General features: G+C 71.9%; 17 protein-coding genes. 6 read left to right on the top strand and 11 right to left on the bottom strand.

All coding sequences use genetic code 11. The features are described from left to right. Nucleotides 1-127: 127 nt before the first annotated feature. The 6 genes from trxA to murJ all read right to left on the bottom strand — a co-directional run bounded on the left by trxA (nucleotide 128) and on the right by murJ (nucleotide 7,388). Complete coding sequence (trxA, locus tag ACPXCB_RS13550; protein WP_151452747.1) at nucleotides 128-451, bottom strand: thioredoxin; 324 nt, start codon at nucleotides 449-451, stop codon at nucleotides 128-130. Nucleotides 452-483: 32 nt separating this feature from the next. Then, nucleotides 484-1,437: a thioredoxin-disulfide reductase gene (gene trxB / locus ACPXCB_RS13545; protein ID WP_425875316.1), complete on the bottom strand. Its 954-nt coding sequence runs from the start codon at nucleotides 1,435-1,437 to the stop codon at nucleotides 484-486. A 177-nt stretch (nucleotides 1,438-1,614) separates the two neighbouring features. Then, complete coding sequence (locus tag ACPXCB_RS13540; protein WP_425875314.1) at nucleotides 1,615-2,742, bottom strand: hypothetical protein; 1,128 nt, start codon at nucleotides 2,740-2,742, stop codon at nucleotides 1,615-1,617. Continuing rightward, complete coding sequence (sigM, locus tag ACPXCB_RS13535; RefSeq protein WP_425875491.1) at nucleotides 2,739-3,524, bottom strand: RNA polymerase sigma factor SigM; 786 nt, start codon at nucleotides 3,522-3,524, stop codon at nucleotides 2,739-2,741. Before sigM ends, ACPXCB_RS13540 begins: the two co-directional genes overlap by 4 nt. Nucleotides 3,525-3,567: 43 nt before the next feature. After that, nucleotides 3,568-5,172 (bottom strand): protein kinase family protein, encoded by a 1,605-nt coding sequence (locus ACPXCB_RS13530; protein ID WP_425875313.1) that lies wholly within the window; start codon nucleotides 5,170-5,172, stop codon nucleotides 3,568-3,570. A gap of 464 nt (nucleotides 5,173-5,636) precedes the next feature. Next, the gene (gene murJ / locus ACPXCB_RS13525; RefSeq protein WP_425875311.1) at nucleotides 5,637-7,388 is read right to left on the bottom strand and encodes a murein biosynthesis integral membrane protein MurJ; all 1,752 of its coding nucleotides are present in this window, start codon (nucleotides 7,386-7,388) and stop codon (nucleotides 5,637-5,639) included. A 134-nt stretch (nucleotides 7,389-7,522) separates the two neighbouring features. On the opposite strand from murJ, the gene ACPXCB_RS13520 reads away from it, so the two are divergent. Next, nucleotides 7,523-8,983 (top strand): CCA tRNA nucleotidyltransferase, encoded by a 1,461-nt coding sequence (locus tag ACPXCB_RS13520; RefSeq protein WP_425875309.1) that lies wholly within the window; start codon nucleotides 7,523-7,525, stop codon nucleotides 8,981-8,983. 143 nt (nucleotides 8,984-9,126) lie between these two features. On the opposite strand, the gene ACPXCB_RS13515 is transcribed toward ACPXCB_RS13520, so the two are convergent. Continuing rightward, the gene (locus ACPXCB_RS13515) at nucleotides 9,127-10,644 is read right to left on the bottom strand and encodes a flotillin family protein (RefSeq protein WP_425875307.1); all 1,518 of its coding nucleotides are present in this window, start codon (nucleotides 10,642-10,644) and stop codon (nucleotides 9,127-9,129) included. Between the two features lie 31 nt (nucleotides 10,645-10,675). After that, nucleotides 10,676-11,197: a hypothetical protein gene (locus ACPXCB_RS13510; protein ID WP_225852283.1), complete on the bottom strand. Its 522-nt coding sequence runs from the start codon at nucleotides 11,195-11,197 to the stop codon at nucleotides 10,676-10,678. Nucleotides 11,198-11,290: 93 nt separating this feature from the next. On the opposite strand from ACPXCB_RS13510, the gene ACPXCB_RS13505 reads away from it, so the two are divergent. Then, nucleotides 11,291-11,770, top strand: coding sequence for a methylated-DNA--[protein]-cysteine S-methyltransferase (locus ACPXCB_RS13505; protein WP_425875305.1), 480 nt, complete (start codon nucleotides 11,291-11,293; stop codon nucleotides 11,768-11,770). 35 nt (nucleotides 11,771-11,805) lie between these two features. On the opposite strand, the gene ACPXCB_RS13500 is transcribed toward ACPXCB_RS13505, so the two are convergent. The 3 genes from ACPXCB_RS13500 to ACPXCB_RS13490 form a co-directional block, all read right to left on the bottom strand. Then, a complete protein-coding gene (locus ACPXCB_RS13500) occupies nucleotides 11,806-12,540 on the bottom strand; it encodes a hypothetical protein (protein WP_425875303.1) in 735 nt (244 codons plus the stop codon). A 144-nt stretch (nucleotides 12,541-12,684) separates the two neighbouring features. Further along, nucleotides 12,685-13,764: an inositol-3-phosphate synthase gene (locus ACPXCB_RS13495; protein ID WP_425875302.1), complete on the bottom strand. Its 1,080-nt coding sequence runs from the start codon at nucleotides 13,762-13,764 to the stop codon at nucleotides 12,685-12,687. A gap of 23 nt (nucleotides 13,765-13,787) precedes the next feature. After that, nucleotides 13,788-14,426 (bottom strand): PadR family transcriptional regulator, encoded by a 639-nt coding sequence (locus tag ACPXCB_RS13490; protein WP_121397428.1) that lies wholly within the window; start codon nucleotides 14,424-14,426, stop codon nucleotides 13,788-13,790. Nucleotides 14,427-14,600: 174 nt separating this feature from the next. Here ACPXCB_RS13490 and ACPXCB_RS13485 point away from each other — a divergent pair, with 174 nt between their 5' ends. The 4 genes from ACPXCB_RS13485 (at nucleotide 14,601) to ACPXCB_RS13470 (ending at nucleotide 20,227) form a co-directional block, all read left to right on the top strand. Further along, nucleotides 14,601-15,068, top strand: coding sequence for a DUF5318 domain-containing protein (locus ACPXCB_RS13485; protein ID WP_132235496.1), 468 nt, complete (start codon nucleotides 14,601-14,603; stop codon nucleotides 15,066-15,068). A 197-nt stretch (nucleotides 15,069-15,265) separates the two neighbouring features. Beyond that, nucleotides 15,266-18,187, top strand: a complete 2,922-nt coding sequence (locus ACPXCB_RS13480; protein ID WP_425875300.1) for a transglycosylase domain-containing protein — start codon at nucleotides 15,266-15,268, stop codon at nucleotides 18,185-18,187. Nucleotides 18,188-18,304: 117 nt separating this feature from the next. Then, nucleotides 18,305-19,855, top strand: a complete 1,551-nt coding sequence (locus tag ACPXCB_RS13475) for a glycosyltransferase family 87 protein (RefSeq protein ID WP_425875298.1) — start codon at nucleotides 18,305-18,307, stop codon at nucleotides 19,853-19,855. A 45-nt stretch (nucleotides 19,856-19,900) separates the two neighbouring features. Continuing rightward, a complete protein-coding gene (locus ACPXCB_RS13470) occupies nucleotides 19,901-20,227 on the top strand; it encodes a hypothetical protein (RefSeq protein WP_425875296.1) in 327 nt (108 codons plus the stop codon). Nucleotides 20,228-20,230 lie beyond the last annotated feature (3 nt).

Genomic DNA, 20,230 nt, shown 5'->3' with positions numbered 1-20,230 from the left:
GTTGCTGGCCGGGCGGCCCCCGCTTGAGGTTATGTGCTCCGGGGGCTCCGGGTGCCCCACGTCGGGAAAAACGCGTCGACCCCGTACCCGGCGGACCGGGTACGGGGTCGACGCGCGTCGGTGCTGCTCAGAGCGCCGATTCGATGAGCCTGACGAGCTCGCCCTTCGGCTTGGCGCCGGCGATCGACTGCACCGGCTCGCCGTTCTTGAAGACGGTGAGGGTGGGGACCGACATCACCCGGTAGGTGCGGGCGGTCTCCGGGTTCTCGTCGATGTTGAGCTTGACGATGGTGACCTGGTCGCCCATCTCGCCGGCGATCTCCTCCAGCAGCGGCGACACCTTGCGGCACGGGCCGCACCACTCGGCCCAGAAGTCCACCAGAACCGGCTTGTCGGACTTCAGCACGTCGGCGGCGAAACTCGCGTCGGTGACCGACTTCGTTGCTCCCACTATGACCCTCCTCCGGGATGTGTTTCGGTTGTTCAGCCCTGCAGCGTGGCGATGAAGCGTTCGGCGTCCAGCGCGGCGGCGCAGCCGGTGCCGGCGGCGGTGATCGCCTGCCGGTACGTGTGGTCCACCAGGTCGCCGGCGGCGAAGACGCCGGGCACGCTGGTCCGGGTGCTGGGCGCCTGGACCTTCACGTAGCCCTCGTCGTCCATCTCCACCTGCCCCCGGAAGAGTTCGCTGCGCGGGTCGTGACCGATGGCCACGAAGACGCCGGTGACGTCGAGGACCTTGGAGTCGCCGGTGTGCGTGTTGCGTACCCGCACCCCGGAGACCTTGCCGTCGTCGCCGAGGATCTCCTCGACCGTGGTGTTCCACTCGACCTTGATCTTGTCGTTGCTCAGTGCCCGCTCGGCCATGATCTTGCTGGCCCGGAAGGAGTCCCGGCGGTGGATGATGGTGACCGAGTCGGCGAACCGGGTGAGGAAGCTGGCCTCCTCCATCGCCGAGTCACCGCCGCCCACGACCACGATGTGCTGGTTGCGGAAGAAGAAGCCGTCACAGGTCGCGCAGGACGAGACGCCGTGGCCCAGGTACTCCTGCTCGCCGGGCACGCCGAGCGGACGCCACGCGGAGCCGGTGGAGAGGATGACCGCCCTGGCCCGGTACGCGGTCTGGCCCACCCAGACGGTGCTGACGGCGTCGGAACCCACGCTGCCGGTGTCCTTCAGCTCGACCCGCGTCACGTCGTCGGTGAGGAACTCCGCGCCGAACCGCTCGGCCTGCTTGCGCATGTTGTCCATCAGCTCGGGGCCGAGGATGCCGTCGGCGAAACCGGGGAAGTTCTCCACCTCGGTGGTGGTCATCAGCGCGCCGCCGGACTGCACGCCCTCGATGATGAGCGGCTTGAGGTTGGCGCGCGCCGCGTAGACCGCCGCCGTGTAACCGGCTGGCCCGGAGCCGATGATGATCAGGTTGCGGACCTCGTCCACTGCCGTCTCCCGATTGTGTTGTTCGCCATCGGCGCGCACCGATGCCGATCCGATGCCGACGCCGCTCGGTGCCGGCACTTCGATGTGCAGAACGTCATCGTACGAACCGGGGATTCCCGAGCCGGTCATCCGGTGGGTCAGGTCACGTGGACGGCCAAACGGCCGGTGACCGCGAATTCACCCTACCCGCGTGCGGTAGCGGCTGTCCGAGCCGGACCCGGGCACCCCGCATTCCGGCCCGCTCGCCCAGGCCCAGTGCGCCCCCGTGGCGTCGGTGAAGCGCACGATCAGCGCCGGGCGACCCTGGAACCGGGCGTAGTCGACCACGTCGACCACCAGCGGACCGTTGCCGTGCTCGGCCTTGATCTCGCCGATGCAGGCGCCCAGCGCGGCGGGGTCGGTGAGCCGGTCGAGCCCGGTGACGGAGCCGGGCAGCCGCCCGCCCTCCGCCTGGACGCCGGGCTGCTCCCCGGGCGGGCCGTCGGTGAACGGCCGCGCCTTCGGCGACGACGGAAGGGCGGACAGGGACTCCGGCGTGTAGTCCGTTCCGCTGCGCACCGACGGCTCGCCGGCGATCCGGAAGGGCGTGGCGGCGGGAGCGGCGCCCTCACGGTTCGTCGTCGCGGGCAACGCCGTGTCCGCGGCGCCGCCCACCTGCCGGTCCCTGGTGAGCTGGTCGACGCCGAGCCCGACCGCCGCGATCGACACGGCGGCCAGCGCGACCGGCCCGGCCAGCCGGGACCAGCGGCGGCGTCGTCGCCCGGGACCGGTGGCCCCGCGGCGGCCCGGCTCCGACCGGGGTACGCCGGCAGGACGCCTCCCGGACCCGCCGAGCGGCTGTGCCGGCACCGCCCCGATGCCCGTTCTGACCGTCGGTTGACCCTCCGCCGGCCGTTCCTCGGCGGACGTCGCGTCGTTCTCCGCCCCCCGGCCCCCCGGCTCGGCCCGGCCCGGCCCCGAACGGCCCGGCCCCGAACGGCCCGGCTCGGATCGGCCCGCACCGGCGGAGTCTGCGGTGGCGAGGTCGGACGCGGTGCCGGGGTCGGCTGCGGTGGCGTGTGCCAGGGCGGCAACGATCCGGTCGGTGACGTCGGCCGGCATCTCGGGTGCAGACGCGCCCCAGGTGGCCAGGTCCGCGTGGACGTCCGCCACGGCCGGGGCCAGCAGCGCGTACGCCTGCGCCCAGTCGGGGTCCTCGTCGACCAGTCGGGCGACGAGATCCTCGTCCGGGGTGCCGTCCAGCGCCCCGCCGAGGTAGTCGGCGAGCAGGTCGTGGTCGACCTCCCTGTACCCCCCGACAGTCACGCGTCCTCCTGGTGGAGATCCCGCCGGGACCGTCCCGACCCCGATCGGACGCCCTCGGGCGACCGCGGGTTCCCTCGGGTGACGGCCGGCACGTTCGGGCCCGTCGCCGGGGCCGGCTCCGCCCGCTGCGGGGTGGCCTGCGGCTCCGTCTTCTGCCTGGTGGGGCGCAGGTGCCCGAGCTGTGTCGCCAGGCGGGCCCGGCCCCGGGCGCACCGGCTCTTGACGGTCCCCTCGGCCACGTCGAGGATCCGGGCCACCTCGGCCACGGGGTAACCCTGCACGTCGACCAGGATCAGCGCCGCCCGCTGCTCGGGCGGCAGCTCGGCGAGCGCCTGCCGGACCACGAGCGCCGTGTCGTGGTCTTGGACGGGTGCCGCCGGCTCGACGCCCCCGGTGCCGGAATCGGTGTCCCGGACGCCGTCCGGCAGCGGCACCGTCGGATGCGCCTGGCGGCGGCGGATCCGGTCCAGGCACGCGTTCACCACGATCCGGTGCAGCCAGGTGGTGACCGCCGAGTCGCCCCGGAACCGCCCGGCGGCGCGGTGGGCGGAGAGCAGGGCGTCCTGAAGGGCGTCGGCGGCCTCCTCGCGGTCGCCGAGCGTGCGCAGGGCCACCGCCCAGAGCCGGTCCCGGTGCCGGTGGAAGAGCTCGGCGAAGGCGTGCGGGTCGCCGGCCACGTGGGCGTGCAGGAGGTCGAGGTCCGCCGTCCCGGACGGCGGCACCGACGACGAGACCGGCGGACCCGCCGGTCCACCGGTCACCCGTTCCCCGCGTACGCCCATCACCACGTCCGGCGGATGCGGTGCCCGGAGCGCGGTGGCCGCCTCACGACCCCTGGACCGTGATCTCCTGGACGCCGAGCTTGTAGCCGCCGTCGCTCGACGGCAGCTCGGTGATCCAGAACAGCAGGTAGCGGTACTTCTGGTCGGCGTTGAAGCCGTTGAAGGTCATCTTGGTGCCCTCGTGCTCCTCGAACGGCTGGCCGATCGCGGTCTTCCTGTAGTCCGCGAAGAGCTGGGCGTCACCGGAGGACGACGACGGCCGGTCGGTGGTGCCGGCGTAGAGCTGGGCGGAGGCGCCCCGGGCGGACAGGAGCACCTGCACGGACTTGACCGTGTGCTCGCCGCCGAGGTCGATCCAGACGCCCATGCCCTTCTTGAGGTTGCCGAAGTTGGCGCGCCCCCGGTAGGTCTGGGTCTCCCAGCCCTCGTCCTCGTCCCCGTCGTACACCTTGTCGGCGTTGCGGACCTCGGTCCGGTCGCCCTCCGGGTCGATGATCCGGGCCGTGCTGATCTTCAGCGGCCCGGCCGTGATGGCGGCCGGGGTGGCGTCGCCGGCGGGCGCGTTCGACGATGGCGCGGCGACCGGGTTGGGCTTTGGGTCGTCGTCACCACCGCCCAGGGCGGTGATGCCGATCAACAGGCCGACCAGGGCGACCGCCAGCAGGCTGGCGATGCCGATCGCGACCTTGCGTCCGCCGGCGGCGGCGAGCGGTGACGGCTCCTCGCCGGTGTCGGCCGCGAAGCGCAGCGGCCCGGCGCTGTCGAGGAACTGCTCGTCGGCCGGCACGTCCAGCCGGGCCAGCTCGGCCGCGAGCACGTCCGACGAGGGCGGCTCGATCTCGGCGTCGAGCAGGTCCATGGTGAGGTCGTCGAGGTACGCCGGCACGCCCGCCCGCACCTGCCGGGGGGCGGCGATCGCGCCGGCCGCGTCGCGTACGGCGTCGGGGATGGCGGCCCGGCCGTGGCCGGCGGTGGCGCCACGCAGCGGGGCCTCGGCGTGCGGCCAGTGCCCGGTCAGGGCGAAGTAGAGGACTCCGCCGATCGCGCGGACGTCGCTCTGCTGGCTGTCGGCGCCGTCGGTGCGCGCGTCGGCCAGCACCACCCGGCCGTCGTCACTGACCATCACCGTGCCGGGGTGGACGTTGCCGTGCACCATGCCGGTGGCGTGCACGGCGGCGAGGGCACTGGCGACCGCGTTGCCGATGGTGGTGGCGCGTGCCGGGTCCATCGGCCCGTCGGTGACCAGCTCGCGCAGCGACTGCCCGTCGACCCACTCCCGCACCACGTACGCCCGCTCGGCCTCGTCGATCGCGTCGTAGACGCCGACCAGGTTGGGGTGGATGACGCGGCTGGCCGCGACGGCGCCCTGGAGCATCTCGGTGGCCGAGTCGCCACCCGGGTAGCGCAGCACGACCGCTACGGGACGGCGCAGGATGACGTCGACCCCGCGCCAGACCAGCCGACCCGCGCTGTCGTTGTTGATGTGCTCGACCAGCTCGTAACGCTCGGCGAGGATCTCACCGGCCGTGGGAGCACCGAAGGTCATGACCTGAGGAGCGCTCTCCTCCGCCTCCTGACCTTCGCCGACCTGGGTCACCCGTCCTCCCTCGGTGATCGTGTCGATCGATGGACCCGCGCTGCTGGGCATGTGGCTTCCCGCTCTGCCTTCGAAGGAACCGGCCGACCGGTGTCGACGCGGAGCGCCGGCGCCTGGCCTGCCGTACCCGTCGAGAGCGACCTTACCCGGGTTGGCCGTCTCCCCGACATGTCATCTTCGCGCCGCTCCCGGGCCGAGCTGCCGGCAGGCGGCCGACTTGTCCGGTTGCTCCCGTTGTCAGCCACGTTGCTGGCACATGTACTGGCCAATCTAGAGGTTGGCCGCAAGCGCCCGCAGGGAGGGGCCGGCCGATGCGGCGATCGCGCCGACGCAGCCGGGTTCCCCCCGACCGGACCACCATGCTCAGCCGTACGGCTGGTTATCCACAGGCCCTTTCGGTGCCTGAGCGGCGAATCACGGAGTTATCCACAGGCGCATCCCCAGGCTGGTGATCCTCGTTCACAGAGAGTGCAGTCCGCCCGCAGCGTGTCGCCCGCCCGAGAGACGGGTTTCGGTCAGCGGCCCAGCCGACGGCGGACCATGCCCACGACCTCGGTGATCTCGCCGATCCGCAGGACCATGGCCAGCCCGAGGTACGTCCCGCCGATCACCGCCCCACCGACCACGAGCTGGACGACGGCCTCCAGGCGGCTCGGCGTGTCGTCGCCGGGCAGCAGCTTGACCACGATCAGGCCGACCACCGCCGCGCCGAGCGCCGCGACCGCGACCCGCGCACTGGTGCGCATGATCTCGCCGAGGCCGATCCGACCCACCCGGGGACGTAGCAGCCAGGCGGAGGCGATCGCGGCGGCCAGGTAGGAGACGGCGTTGCCGATCATCATGCCGGCGCCAGCGAAGCTCGGCGAGAAGACCGCGAAGAGCACGATCTGCACCCCGATGCGCAGCGCCACCACCGGAATGTTGATCAGCGCCGGGGTGCGGGTGTCCGGCAGGGCGTAGAAGGCGAACGTGAAGAGCTGGCTGACCGCGAACGGCACCAGGGCGAGCGCGGCGGCCAGCAGCACCACGGAAGTGGCGGTGGCGTTGCGCTCGTCGAAGGCGCCCCAGCGGAACAGGGTGAACGAGATCGGGGAGGCGAGCACGGCGTAGCAGACCGCGATCGGGGCGAGCACCGCGGTGACCGTCCGGGTGCCCCGGGACAGATCGGCGGCCACGTCCGCGTACCGGCCGTCGGCGGCGGCGGCGCTCATCCGGGGCATCAGCGCGGTGATGATCGAGACGGCGATGATGCCGTGCGCCGTCATCAGCAGCAGGAAGACGTTGTTGTAGATCAGCGGGCCGGCGGCGTTTTCCCTGCCCGCCCGGTTCAGCAGGTTGAACAGCACGATCAGGCCGATCTGGCTGACCGCGACGTAGCAGAACATCCACGCCCCGAGCCGGCCCAGCTCGCGCAGGCCCAGCTTGCGGAAGTCGAAGCGCAGCTTCCAGCGGAAGCCCACCTTGCGCAGCGCCGGCAGCAGGCCGGCGGCCTGGATGGCGACGCCGAGCAGGGTGCCGCCGCCGATCAGCAGGATTCGCCCCGTCGTCATCTCGTCCGGCTTGATGATGTCCGCGCCGAAGATCGCGATGTAGAGGCCGGCGGTGGCGATCACCACCAGGTTGTTCAGGATCGGCGCCCACATGGGAGCGGCGAAGTGGCCCCGGGTGTTGAGCACCGCGCTGATCAGCGCGCTCAACCCGGAGAAGAAGATCATCGGCAGCATCAGGCGGGCCAGCGCCGTGACCAGGCCCGAATAGCCGTCGGTCGACTCGCCGCTGCCGTAGAGCCAGGTCAGCGTCGAGGCGAACAGGACCGCGAGCAGGGCCGCCACGCCGAGGGCGAGGACCGCCAGGGTGAGCAGTCGCTGGGCGTACGCCTGGCCGCCGTCCGCGTCCGACTTGCGCCGCCGTACCAGCACCGGGATCAGCACGCTGGTGAGTACGCCGCCGAGCAGGAACTCGTAGACCATCCCGGGCAGGATCTGCGCGGTGGTGTACGCGTCACCGACCAGCGCGCCGCCGAGCGCCGCCGCGATCACCAGGTTGCGCAGGAAGCCCGTACCGCGGCTGACCAGGCTGCCCATGGCCATCACCGCGCTGTTGGTCGCGGCGCTGGCCTCGCCCACCTGTTCCTGCGGCGGCGCGGTCGACTCCATGGCCGGCTGGTTGAGCGGCTCGGCGGAGATGAACGTGGCGCCGTCCGACGGCTGGCCGGGCGCGGCGCCGCCCTGGGCGGCGTTCGCGCTGCGGTAGAGACCGCCGCTCATCTTGTCGCCTCCAAGGCAGAGAGGTACGTCGGAGCCGGGCCACGGCCCGCACGTCACAGACGATAGTCAACGGCCACCCGTTACCCGCGCCCGGCGGACCGCATCCTCGTCGGGACCGATAGTCTGGCGCTCCCATGTCCGAAGCCTCCGCTCCCCACGCCGCCGACCGCCGCGAACTCACCGCCGCGCAGCGCAACGCCGTCGCCGAACTGCTCCGGGTCTCCCCGGTCGCCGACGAGTTGGGCCGCCGGTTCGCGCGGGCCGGCCACGAGCTGCACCTGGTGGGCGGTTCGGTACGCGACGCCCTGCTCGGCCGCCTCGGCGACGACCTCGACTTCTGCACCGACGCGCACCCCGACGAGACCCTGCGCATCGTGCGCGGCTGGGCCGAGTCGATCTGGGAGACCGGCCGGGAGTTCGGCACCATCGGGTGCCAGCGCGACGGGCTGCGGCTGGAGGTCACCACCTTCCGCGCCGAGTCCTACGACCAGGTCAGCCGCAACCCGATCGTCGAGTACGGCACCGACCTCGCCGAGGACCTGCGGCGGCGCGACTTCACCATCAACGCGATGGCGGTCAGCCTGCCCGAGCACCGGTTCACCGACCCGCACGGCGGGCTGGACGACCTGGCCGCCAAGGTGATCCGCACCCCGGGCACCCCGGCGGAGTCGTTCGGCGACGACCCGTTGCGGATGCTGCGCGCGGCCCGCTTCGCCGCGCAGCTGCGCTTCGCGGTGCACCCCGACGCGTACGCGGCGATGACCCGGATGGCCGGCGACCTGGACCGGATCACGGCCGAGCGGATCCGCGACGAGTTCACCAAGCTGCTCTGTGGCGCGGACCCGATCACCGGGCTGCGGCTGTTGGTCGACACCGGGCTCGCCGAGCGCTTCCTGCCGGAGCTGACCGGGCTCAAGCTGGAGATCGACGAGCACGCCCAGCACAAGGACGTCTACGAGCACACCCTGACCGTGGTGAGCAACGCCGTCTCGTACGAGACCGAGGGGCCGGACTTCGTCCTGCGGATGGCCGCGCTGATGCACGACGTCGGTAAGCCGGCGACGAAGGCCGTGGGCTCGGACGGCCGGGTCAGCTTCCACCACCACGAGGTGGTCGGCGCCCGGCTCACCAAGGCCCGGATGAAGGCGCTGCGCTACCCGAAGGAGATCACCGCCAAGGTGACCGCGCTGGTGGCGCTGCACCTGCGCTTCTACGGCTACGGCCGGGGCGAGTGGACCGACTCGGCGGTGCGCCGCTACGTCGCCGACGCCGGTGACCTGCTGCTGCGGCTGCACAAGCTGACCCGGTCGGACTGCACCACCCGCAACCGCCGCAAGGCGGCCCAGCTCGCCGCCGACTACGACGCGCTGGAGGAGCGGATCGCCCGGATCGCCGCCGAGGAGGACCTGGCGCGGGTCCGGCCCGACCTGGACGGCAACGCCATCATGGAGCTGCTGGGCGTACCGCCGGGGCCCGTCGTCGGACAGGCCTGGAAGCACCTCAAGGAGCTGCGTCTGGAGCGCGGCCCGCTGAACCGCGACGAGGCCGAGGCGGAGTTGCTGCGCTGGGCCCGCGACGAGGGCATCGTCGAGTAGCCCGGCCAGGGCGCCACGGACCCCTCGGCCTTCAGGGAGGCGGTCCGACACGGGCCGCGCCCGGACGACACGGGAAGGGCGCCGCCCCCGGCCGGGGACGGCGCCCTGTCGCGCTCAGCGGATCCGGCCGCTGCCGGACCGCGTCAGCGGGTCTCGACCGCCGTGCCGTCGACGGGCGGCTTGCCGTTGCCGGTGGTCGCCGCCGCCGAGCCGAGCTTCCCCAGCAGGCCGGCCAGGTCGATGCCGGTCAGGTCGCTGCCGAGTTGGAGCCCCTGGGCGACGTTGCCAGCCACCGACTTGGTCAGCGACGAGGCGCCGTCGGTGGAGATGACGGTCAGCTTGTCGATCGCACCGATCGGGGCGCTGGCCGCCTCGACCACCTGCGGCAGCATCTTGACCAGCAGGTCCAGCACGGCGGCCTCGCCGTACGCCGCGAACGCCTCGGCCTTGCGAGCCATCGCGTCGGCCTCGGCCTGCCCCTTGGCCAGGATGGCCGCGGCCTCGGCCGTGCCCTCCCGCTCGACCGCCTCGGCGATGGCGGAACGGCGGCGCTGCTCGGCCTCGCCCTCCTTGGCGCCCTCGATCGCGTTGGCCTCGGCCAGCGCGGCCCGGCGGGCCCGCTCGCCCTCACCGGTGAGCCGGGCCTGCTCGGCGGAGGCCTGGGCGGCGGCGATGACGGCCTGACGCTGCGCGTCGGCGTTCAGCACGGCCGCGTTGCGTGACGCCTCGGCCTCCTGCTCCACCTTGTACCGGGCGGCGTCGGCCGGCTTGCGTACCTCGGTGTCGAGTTGCCGCTGCTTGAGCTCGGCGTTGCGCTCGGCGACCTTCTGCTGCTCGGAGAGGATCGCCTGGTCCCGTTCGGCCTGGGCCAGCGGTCCCGCAGCGGCGGCCTTCGCCTTGGCCGCGTCGATCTCCGCCTGGATGGCGGCCTGCTTCAGCGACAGGTTCCGGTTGGCCTCGGCGATGGCCTCCTCGGCGAGCAGCCGCTCCTGCTCGGCCTGCTGCCGGGCCCGCGCCTCGGCGATGGCCGCGTCCTTGAGTACCCGGGCGGCCTCCGGCCGGCCCAGGTCCTGGAGGTAGGAGCCCTCGGCCAGGATGTCCTGGAGCTGGAAGGTGTCCAGCACCAGGCCCTGGTTGGTCATCGAGTGCTCGGCCTCCTCGGCGACCGCGCTGGCAAACGCCGCCCGGTCCCGGATGACCTCCTCGACGGTGAGCCGGCCGACGATCGAGCGCAGCGCGCCGGCCAGCACCTCCCGGGTGAAGTCCTCGATCTCGTCCTGCTGGTGCAGGAAGCGCTGCGCGGCGGCGCGGATGGCGTCCTCGGTGCCGCCGACCTTGACGATCGCGACGCCGTGCAGGTCGGCGCGGATGCCCTGCTTGCTGACCGCGCCCTTGATGCCGACGTCGATGCGCCGGCTGGACAGGTCGAGCGACTGGAGCTTCTGCACCACGGGCAGGACGAAGACGGACGCGCCGAGCACGACCTTCTGCCCGGAGTTGTCGGTCGACCGGCCACCGTCGGCGGTCTGCGTGGTGCGGCCCTTGCGGCCGGTGACGATGAACGCCTCGTTCGGCCCGGCCACCTTGATGCGGGAGAGCACGAAGAGCACGAGCACGAGCACGAGAAGGACCGCGCCGCCGATGGCGATGAGAAGGGGCATGTGACCGTCCTGTTTTCTATGAGGGGGGGGTTCAGTAGGTCTCGACGTGCACGCTGGTCTCGCTGAGCGCCTCGACCACGAAGATCTGGGCGCCCACCGGGATCGGTCGGTCAGCGCGGGCGTTGAGCTTGACCGGCTGGCCGGCCACCCGGACCCGGACCTCGCCGTAGCCGTCGGCGGGCACGGGGGTGACCACCAGGCCGAGCGCGCCGACCAGGTGGTGGCGGGTGGGGGTGGGATCGGTGCGCATGTCGCGGGCCGCCCGGCTCAGCCGGGCCGCGGCCCAGGCGGTGGGCACGGCCGCGACGACGCCGCCGGCCAGGGCCACGGCGATCATGCCGGGCGTACGCCCACCGACCAGCTCGTTGACGATCGCGGCGCCGAAGCCGAGCGCTCCGGTGAACCCGGCGACCGCCTCCACCGACACCGGACCGTCGAAGTCCGGGTTGCCGAAGTGGAGCAGCTCGCCGCCGAGCAGGGCGAGCGCCAGCACCGCGACGCCCGCGCCGCCGATGATGAGGAAGATCAGCGTCCCCGTGGCCACGGCCTGCACGGTATCGGTACTCCGCAACGTCGGTCGGGACGCCGGTGGCTCAGCAGGGCCGCGACGTGGGGCCGTTCAGCGGGCGCCGGGGACAATGGGGCGATGCGCTGGACCGTGCTCGACTCCCCGATCGGCGAGTTCTCCGTCGCCACCGACGGCACCCACGTGTGCCGGGCCCACTTCGGCCGCGTCGAGGGAGCGGGCGAGGAGCCGGGCGACGAGGCGGCCCGACAGGCGGTGGCGGAGCTGCGGGCGTACTTCGCGGGCGAGCTGACCGGGTTCGCGGTGCCGCTGGCCGCGCCGGGCGGGTCCGACTTCGAGCGGGGCGTCTGGCGGGAGATGACCCGCATCCCGTACGGGGAGACGCTCACCTACGGCGAGGTGGCCCGGCGGCTCGGCGACCAGGGCGCCGCCCGCGCGGTCGGGGTGGCCTGCAACCGCAACCCGATTCCCGTACTCGTGCCGTGTCACCGGATCGTCGGCGCGGGCGGCAAGCTGGTCGGTTTCGGCGGCGGCCTGGACCGCAAGGTGAAGCTGCTGGAGTTGGAGGCCGGGGTCGCCCTGCGCCGCGCCTGGTCCTGACGCGGCGCGCCGCGGTCCCGCCCGCGCCCGCCCGGTCAGCTCGGGGCGGGCAGACAGCCGCCGTCGGCGATGCGGGTGCCGATCTCCACCGTGACGTCGCCCGCCCGGACGCTGCCGAAGACGCACGCCCGGCCGGTCCAGCCCGCGAAGACCAGCCCGTCGACGGGGCCGAGGTCGAGCCGGCCCGGTGGTCGCACGGTGACCCCGGTCAGCCCCGTCGCCACGATCGCCCGCCGGACGGCCTCCTGCCCGGGCTCGTCCCGGCCGCCGGCGGTCAGCAGATTGAGGCGCTTCCTGACGTCCGCAGCGCAGGCCCGGGCACCGGTGGCCGCCTCCTTGCCGAGCGTCCCGCGCTGCCGGAAGGCGTCGTTGGCCGCCTGCTGGCGGCGGAACTCCTCCGCGCGACGCTGCTCGTCGGTCAGCGGCTGTCGGGTGCCGGGTGGGCGCGACGTGGCGGCTGGAACACCGCCACCGGACGGGGCGACCTGCCCGGGGCGCGCGACCGGCGTGCCCGCCCTGGCGCAGTCGGCCTCGGGAAGCGCTGCGGAGGCGGCCGGGCGGGCGGAGCCGTCGCCGCCGTCCGGTGCCGTGCTGGCTGTCGGTGCCGTGCCACCCGCTGTGGTGGTGCCGTCGGCTGGTGCCACGCCGCCGGCCGGCGCGGTGGTCGGGTTGGATCCCGGCGCCGCGCAGCCGACGAGGACCGGAAGGAGCGCCGCGACGGCGAAGGCCCCGACGACCCGTCGCGCGCCGCCATGAGGGAGGGACGTCACGTCGGTCAGCGTAACGGCGCGTCGCCGTCCGTTCGACCCCGTGTGAGGCCGGTGGCCCGTTGCGCGTACGGCTGCGGAAGGGCCGGACGCGGCGAGGGCCGGGTCCGTGTGGACCCGGCCCTCGATGGTGCTGGTGTCGGCGCGTCAGCGCTCGGCGTCACCGGCGATGAACGCCTCGACGGCGGCGTGCGCGTCGTGGTCGGCGTACTGCACCGGCGGGGACTTCATGAAGTACGACGAGGCCGACAGGATCGGGCCGCCGATCTTCCGGTCCAGCGCGATCTTCGCGGCGCGGACGGCGTCGATGATGACACCGGCCGAGTTCGGCGAGTCCCACACCTCGAGCTTGAGCTCGGCGTTGAGCGGGGTGTCGCCGAACGAGCGGCCCTCCAGGCGGATGTACGCCCACTTGCGGTCGTCCAGCCACGGCACGTGGTCCGACGGGCCGATGTGCACGTCGCTCTTGCTCATCTCGTGCGGGATCTGCGAGGTGACCGACTGGGTCTTCGAGATCTTCTTCGAGACCAGGCGCTTGCGCTCCAGCATGTTCATGAAGTCCATGTTGCCGCCGAAGTTGAGCTGGTACGTGCGCAGCAGCTCGACGCCCCGGTCCTCGAACAGCTTCGCCAGCGCCCGGTGCACGATGGTGGCGCCGACCTGGCTCTTGATGTCGTCACCGACGATCGGCAGGCCCGCGTCCTCGAACTTCTTCGCCCACTCCGGGTCGGAGGCGATGAAGACCGGAAGCGCGTTGACGAAAGCGCAGCCGGCGTCGATGGCGGCCTGGGCGTAGAACTTGTCGGCCTGCTCGGAGCCGACCGGCAGGTACGAGACCACGACGTCGACCTGCGCGTCGCGCAGCGCCTGGGCGACGTCGACCGGCTTGGCGTCGGACTCCTCGACGATCTCGCGGTAGTACTCGCCCAGACCGTCGAAGGTCGGACCGCGCTGCACGCTGATGCCCGTCGGCGGCACGTCGCAGAGCTTGATGGTGTTGTTCTCGCTGGCGACGATCGCCTCCGCGAGGTCCATGCCCACCTTCTTGGCGTCCACGTCGAACGCCGCGACGAACTGCACGTCCGAAACGTGGTAGTCGCCGAAGGTGACGTGCATGAGACCCGGGACGCGGTCGTTCGGGTCGGCGTTGCGGTAGTACTCCACGCCCTGCACGAGGGACGAGGCGCAGTTACCCACACCGACGATGGCGACGCGGACGGAGCCCATAGCGTCTGCCTCCTTCTTCTTCATCACGGCCGCTCTTTCCTGGACTCTCCAGGCGGAGGCGGGCTGTTGTCTTCTCGTCGGCCGCCGGCCGTCCCGGTTGACGGGACCGTCGGGGCACGGCCGGAGCGCTCGTTGGCGATGAGCTCCTCCAGCCAGCGGACCTCGCGCTCACAGGCGTCCAGGCCGTGGCGCTGCAGTTCCAGCGTGTAGGCGTCGAGCCGCTCGGCCGCCCGGCCGAGCACGTCGCGAAGCCCTTCACGGCGTTCCTCGATCTTCCGCCGGCGACCCTCGAGGATGCGGAGTCGGGTCGCCTGGTCGGTCCGGGCGAAGAACGCGAAGTGCACGCCGAAACCCGTGTCGTCGTACGTCTCCGGCCCGGTCTGCGCGATCAGTTGGGCGAAGCGTTCCTTGCCCTCCGCCGTGATCTCGTAGACCACCCGACCTCGTCGGCTGGTCAGCGCGGGAACCTCCTCGACCGTGGCGGGTGCCTCCGCGGCCTCGGTGATCCATCCCGCCGCCTGCAACCTGCGCAGCGTGGGATAGAGCGAGCCGTAGCTGATCGCCGCCCTGATCGCACCGAGCTTGGCGGTCAGCTCCTTGCGCAGCTCGTAGCCGTGCATCGGAGACTCCTGCAGGAGGCCGAGGATGGCGAGCTCGAGCACGGGCCATCCTCTCTGTACCCTCTACGCGGAGCGGTAACCGCCGCGATGTATCGGACCGATACATCGCACGCTAGCGGATCGCCGTGATCAGGGCAAACCCCCGCTCCGAGGTTCTCCGGTCACGGATCGTCACCGTGGTCGCCCCGTCTGACGAGACCGCGTACCCTTCTCCGCATGCGTACGCAGCGCCAGGTAGTCGACTACTCGCTCCGGAAGCGAGCGGTGCTGCGTGAGCTCCTCGCGGGCCGGGTCGGCACGTACGACGTCTGCGACGCCTCGCCCTACCTGAAGAACGCCGCCCGCTTCCACGGTGAGCCGACCGACGAGCGGTGTCCGATCTGCCGGAGCGAGAACCTGACCCACGTCCACTACATTTACGGCGACGAACTCAAGCAGTCCGCCGGCCAGGCCCGGACACTGGCCGAGTTACCGGTGCTGGCGATGACGGTGCGTGAGTTCCAGGTCTTCGTGGTGGAGGTGTGCCTCGGCTGTGACTGGAACCATCTCGTCGAGCAGTACCTGCTCGGCCGGGACGGCCTGACCGGGAGCCCGGAGGGCGGGCAGGAGCAGGACGCGGTGGGCGGCGCGGCCGCCTCGGGCAACGGTGCGGGCAGTCGACGGAGGCGAGAGGCGCAACGGTGATCTTCGCTCGATCGGCCGACCCCGGCCAGCGTACGCACGCCTGGGGAGACCGACGGATCGTTGGTCTGATTGGCCCGATTGATTCGCAAGTGGCACCGGTCGACCGGCACGCACGTGCCGCCCTCGACAGGTGTCCCATCTCACGGCAAACCGGTGGCGGCGCAGTCGCGTCCCACCGCGACGGCAGGGTGTGAGGAATGAACTCGTACGGCGATTCCAGTTCCCCGCGCGGGCGGGCCCAGATTCCGGGCCAGCACGGCGACCCCGGCGGTGACGCCTCCGGGGGCGGCTGGTCGGCTGCACAGGACGGTACGGCACCCGCGGGCCGCGCCTCGGTCGCGCCCCGCGCCGCCGGCGGGCGGGCCTCGGTCGGCGGCTCGGCCGCCGTTCCGCCGCGCGGCGGCTCCGTCTCCGGTTCGGCGTCCGCGGCCGTCCCGCCGCGTGCCGGAACGGCCTCGGTGGGTTCGGCCTCGGTCGGTCGGGCGGCGCCGGGCCGGGCCGTGCCGGTCCCGCCTGCGCCCGGCGCCGGTCGGGCGGCGGGCTCGGGTCGCGCTTCGGTGCCGGTCTCCCCTGCCGGCGGGCCGGCAGGTCGCGCCTCGGTGGGCTCCGCCGCCGTCGGCGCCGCCCCGGCCGGACGGGCCAGTGTCGGGTCGGCGGCGGTCGGCGGCGTCAGCGGCCGTGCCTCGGCCCGGGCGAGCGTCTCGCCGGCCGCAGGCGGCCCGGGTGGGCCCGGCGGGCCGACCGGCCCCGGTCGGCGCGGGCGCGGCGCGGGCGACCCGGCCGGTTCGTCGCGGGCGAAGAAGCGCAAGCGGGTCAACATGCTGATCGCCGCCTTCGCCGTGTTCATCATGCTCGCCGGGCTCGGCGTCGTCGGCTTCACCTACTACTCGACCAACGTGGTCCTTCCGGAGGACACCACGCCGCCGCAGGCGACCACCCTCTACGCGTTCGACAACAAGACGATCATCGCGAAGGTCGGCACGCAGAACCGGACCCTGGTCACCATCGACCAGATTCCGAAGTGGGTGCAGGACGCCGTCGCTGCGGCCGAGGACCGCAACTTCTACGAGCACTCGGGTGTGGACTACAAGGGCATCGTCCGGGCCGCGTGGAACAACGTCTCCGGCGGCAGCAAGCAGGGCGCCTCGACGATCACCCAGCAGTACGCGCGCAACGCGTTCGACAACCTGAAGGACGACACCTACGCCCGGAAGGTCAAGGAGGCGATCCTCGCCTCCAAGCTGAACGACGAGTACACCAAGCCGCAGATCATGCAGCACTACCTGAACATCATCTACTTCGGGCGGGGTGCGCACGGCATCGAGGCGGCGGCGCAGACGTACTACGGCAAGCCGGCGAACAAGCTGAGCGTGGCCGAGGGCGCGGTCCTCGCCGCGCTGATCAAGCAGCCGGAGGCCGGCGCGGGCCACAAGGGCTACGACCCGGCGGTCAACCTCACCGAAGCCAAGTCCCGCTGGGAGTACGTGATCAGCGGCATGGTCGCCGAGGGCTGGCTGAACGCCCCGAACAAGCCGGCGGCGCCCACCCTGGCCGAGTACCCGATGCCCAAGAAGCCGAACCAGGGCGGCGCCGGCATCGACTTCGGCGTCAACACCCCGTACGGCAACGTGATCAACTACGTGAAGCAGGAGATGCGGGACCAAGGCCTCTGCGTTGACGACGAGTCGAAGGTCACCGATCAGAAGAAGCTTTGCTCGCAGGCCCTGATGTCCGGCGGCTACCGGATCCGTACCACGATCGACAGGAAGATCCAGGAGGCGGCGGTCGAGACGGCCCAGCGCAAGACCAAGGGCTCCAAACTGAACGGCCAGCCGAAGAACCTCATGGCGGCGGTAGTGGCGATTCACCCTGACACCGGTCGGGTGCTCGCCTACTACGGCGGTGACAACGGCACCGGAACCGACTACGCCGGTAAGAACACCGACTCCAACGGCAACGTCTCCGGTGGGCACTCGCCCGGCTCGAGCTTCAAGATCTACACGCTGGCGGCGGCACTCAAGGAGGGTAAGGCCCTCGAGTCACGCTGGAAGGGCAAGGCGTTCACCCCGAAGGGCACCAAGTTCAAGGTCAGCAATGCCGGCGTCGACAACCCGGAGTGTGGCGACTCCTGCACACTGAAGGTCTCCACGCTCAAGTCGCTGAATGTGCCCTTCTACCACGTGACTCAGGAGATCGGCCCGGACAAGGTCATCAAGATGGCCGCCGACGCCGGCGTCACCACCATGTGGCGGACGGACACCAACCCGGCGAAGGCTTACGACCTGACCAAGGAAGACCCGAAGGACATCGCCCCGAACCCGTTCTTCCATGTGGTCGGTTACGGCCAGTACCCGGTGACGGTTCTGGACCACGCCAACGGCGTCGCCACCTTCGCCAACGAGGGCGTCTACAACAAGGCCCACTTCCTCTACTCGGTCGAGGCTCGGGACGAGACCACCGGAAAGTGGAAGAAGGTCGGCAGTGAGAAGCTCAACCCAAAGCAGCGCGTCGACAAGGATGTCGTCGCCGACGTGACGTCGGTGCTCGAGCAGTACCCAGCGCAGGTCAACCATCGGCTGGAGGACGCTCGGAAGGCCGCCTCCAAGACCGGCACCTGGGAGCAGAAGCCGGACAGCCCGGAAAACGGCGACGCCTGGATGATCGGCTATACCCCGCAGATCGCCACCGCCGTCTGGGTCGGCAATTTGCAGAACCGGCTGCCGCTCAAACTCAAGGACGGCCGCCGCGTCAGCGGTGCCAACCTCCCGGGCGATATCTGGGAGCGGTTCATGGAAGAGGCGCACAAGACTGGAGATACCTACCGGGAGAAGAAGGACTTCCCGCCCGCGGCGAACGTCGGCGACCCGAACAGCGGCAACGGTGAGGCGCCCCCGCCCCCGCCGCCTCCGACGGGCCCGCCGAACTGCGATCCGCTCGGCCTGTTCTGCCCCGGCGGCAACAACGGCGGCGGAAACAACGGCGGCGGCACTCCTCCCGGTGGCCCTGGTGGCCCCGGCGGGCCCACCGCGCCCACCACCCCGACCGATCCGCGCCCCGGCCGGGACGGCGGCGGCGGCGGGCTGCTACCGAGCCTGACACCCAGACCGGACAACGACTGATCGACGAACGCCGCCGGCGGCCGGAGCAACTCTCCGGCCGCCGGCGGCGTTTCGCGTATCGACGTGTCGTGAGAGGGAGGGGACGCGGAGGCCCGATGTACGGCAGGATGCACCTTCATGAGCACGCAGTCGACGCGAGGCATCGACGACGCCGGTGCCCCTGACCATCCGTCCCGCTCCGACGGCTTCGTCCGGGGCGTCTCCGGCGCGATCGGCGGCCCGCTGGGCGACCACGCTGTCGCCCTGGACCTGCCCGCCGGGCGGGAGAGCCGGTTCTGGACGGCGGCCCGCATCGTCCTGGCCCTGGTCTGCCTGACCCTGGCGTTGCACTGGGTGCAGAAGTCGCCCTGCCAGGACGGCGCCTGGCAGAACAACGTGCAGTACACCCGGTTCTGCTACACCGACGTGCTGGCGCTCTACTACGCCGAGCGGCTCAACGAGGGGGCGGTGCCCTACCAGGACCACCCCGTCGAGTACCCGGTGCTCACCGGGTACTTCATGGGCGCCCTCGGCCTGCCCGTGCACGCCCTCGGGCAGAACGACCCGGGGCTCAACCAGGGCATGTGGTTCTACAACCTGAACGCGCTGGTGCTCGGCGCGCTGGCGGTCGCCACCGTGGCGCTGCTCCTCGCCCTACGCCGCCGTCGACCATGGGACGCCGCGCTCTTCGCGCTCGCCCCCGCGCTGATGCTCACCGCCACGGTCAACTGGGACCTGCTCGCCATCGGCCTGGCCGCGTTCGGCCTCTTCGCCTGGGCCCGCAGCCGACCACTGGCGGCCGGGATCCTGCTCGGTCTCGCCGGGGCGGCCAAGATGTGGCCGCTGTTCATCCTCGGCCCGATTCTGGTGCTGGGACTGCGCGCCGGGCGGCTCCGCGCCGCCCTCACCGCCTTCGGCGCGGCCCTCGTCGCCCTGGTCCTCGTGAACCTTCCGGTCGCCATTCCCTACCGGGAGAACTGGGACCGCTTCTTCGAGCTGAACTCGACCCGGCCCATCGACTGGGGCACCCTCTGGTACATCGGCCGCTACGTGGACGGAAAGTTCGGCAACGCCAACCCCGCCGACCTCGGGCCGTTCGAGTGGCTCAACGCCAACATCCCGACGCTGAACACCCTGTCGTACGCCCTCTTCGGGCTGGCCTGCCTCGGGGTGGCCGCGCTGGGGCTGCTGGCCCCGCGTCGGCCCCGGCTCGCCCAGCTCGCGTTCCTGGTGGTCGCCGCCTTCCTGATCTTCAGCAAGGTGTGGTCGCAGCAGTTCGTGCTCTGGCTGCTGCCGCTGGTGGTGCTCGCCCGCCCGAAGTGGGGCGCCTTCCTCGCCTGGCAGGTGGCCGAGGTCTGCTACTTCGTGGCGTTCTACGGCGAGTTGCTCGGCGCGGCGACCAGCAAGCCGGTCTTCCCGGAGGGGGTCTTCGTGCTGGCGTCGACGCTGCGCCTGGCCACCGTCGTGCTGCTCTGCGTGCTGGTCGTCCGGGAGATCCTGAACCCCGAACTGGACGCGGTTCGCAAGGTCTATCCGGACGATCCGGACGGTGGCCCGTTCAACGGCAGCAGGGACGCGCCCTGGGTGGCTCGCTGGCGTCGACCAACCCCGGCCTCGCCGCAACCGACGGAGTTGGCGGCCAGCTCGGCCCCGGCCGGCGGCGGGGGCGGACGGGTGGCCGGCGAGTGACGTCCTGATGGCGTCCTGTCGGGCGTCCCTGAGCCGTCGACCGGTGTGAGCGCCGTCGACGCGATCCTGCCCGCGCTGCTCGTCACGGTCTGGCTCGGCCTGACCCTCGTCCGGCGGGTGCCCGGGTGGTTCTTCGGCCTGGGCGCCTGTGTCGCGCTGCTCTGCTTTCCTGCCGGAATCATCGCTGGCAGGCTCGAACTCGGCGACACCGACTGCACACCGGACAACCTGTGTTTCTCCGCCAACATGGTCGACTGGTGGTTGAACGGGCTGCTCGGGCTGTTCACGGTCGCGGTGTTGGCGATCCTCTCCGGTGCCCGCAGGCTCTTCGGGGGATCGGACGACCGGGAGGCTGCTTCGGGGCCAATGTGAGAG

The organism is Micromonospora sp. DT62 (assembly GCF_049847285.1).
GTDB lineage: Bacteria > Actinomycetota > Actinomycetes > Mycobacteriales > Micromonosporaceae > Micromonospora > Micromonospora reichwaldensis.
The sequence above is the reverse complement of the archived record's forward strand: the minus strand, read 5'-3'. Positions and strand labels throughout refer to the sequence as shown.

What these genes read in the sequence shown, in the direction of transcription:
- ACPXCB_RS13485 (WP_132235496.1), top strand. Translation starts at nt 14,601, where the DNA reads ATGCGTACGCAGCGCCAGGTAGTCGACTACTCGCTCCGGAAGCGAGCG.
- ACPXCB_RS13515 (WP_425875307.1), bottom strand. Translation starts at nt 10,644, where the DNA reads ATGCCCCTTCTCATCGCCATCGGCGGCGCGGTCCTTCTCGTGCTCGTG.
- ACPXCB_RS13475 (WP_425875298.1), top strand. Translation starts at nt 18,305, where the DNA reads ATGAGCACGCAGTCGACGCGAGGCATCGACGACGCCGGTGCCCCTGAC.
- ACPXCB_RS13520 (WP_425875309.1), top strand. Translation starts at nt 7,523, where the DNA reads ATGTCCGAAGCCTCCGCTCCCCACGCCGCCGACCGCCGCGAACTCACC.
- ACPXCB_RS13505 (WP_425875305.1), top strand. Translation starts at nt 11,291, where the DNA reads ATGCGCTGGACCGTGCTCGACTCCCCGATCGGCGAGTTCTCCGTCGCC.
- sigM (WP_425875491.1), bottom strand. Translation starts at nt 3,524, where the DNA reads ATGGGCGTACGCGGGGAACGGGTGACCGGTGGACCGGCGGGTCCGCCG.
- ACPXCB_RS13480 (WP_425875300.1), top strand. Translation starts at nt 15,266, where the DNA reads ATGAACTCGTACGGCGATTCCAGTTCCCCGCGCGGGCGGGCCCAGATT.
- ACPXCB_RS13530 (WP_425875313.1), bottom strand. Translation starts at nt 5,172, where the DNA reads ATGCCCAGCAGCGCGGGTCCATCGATCGACACGATCACCGAGGGAGGA.
- murJ (WP_425875311.1), bottom strand. Translation starts at nt 7,388, where the DNA reads ATGAGCGGCGGTCTCTACCGCAGCGCGAACGCCGCCCAGGGCGGCGCC.
- ACPXCB_RS13495 (WP_425875302.1), bottom strand. Translation starts at nt 13,764, where the DNA reads ATGGGCTCCGTCCGCGTCGCCATCGTCGGTGTGGGTAACTGCGCCTCG.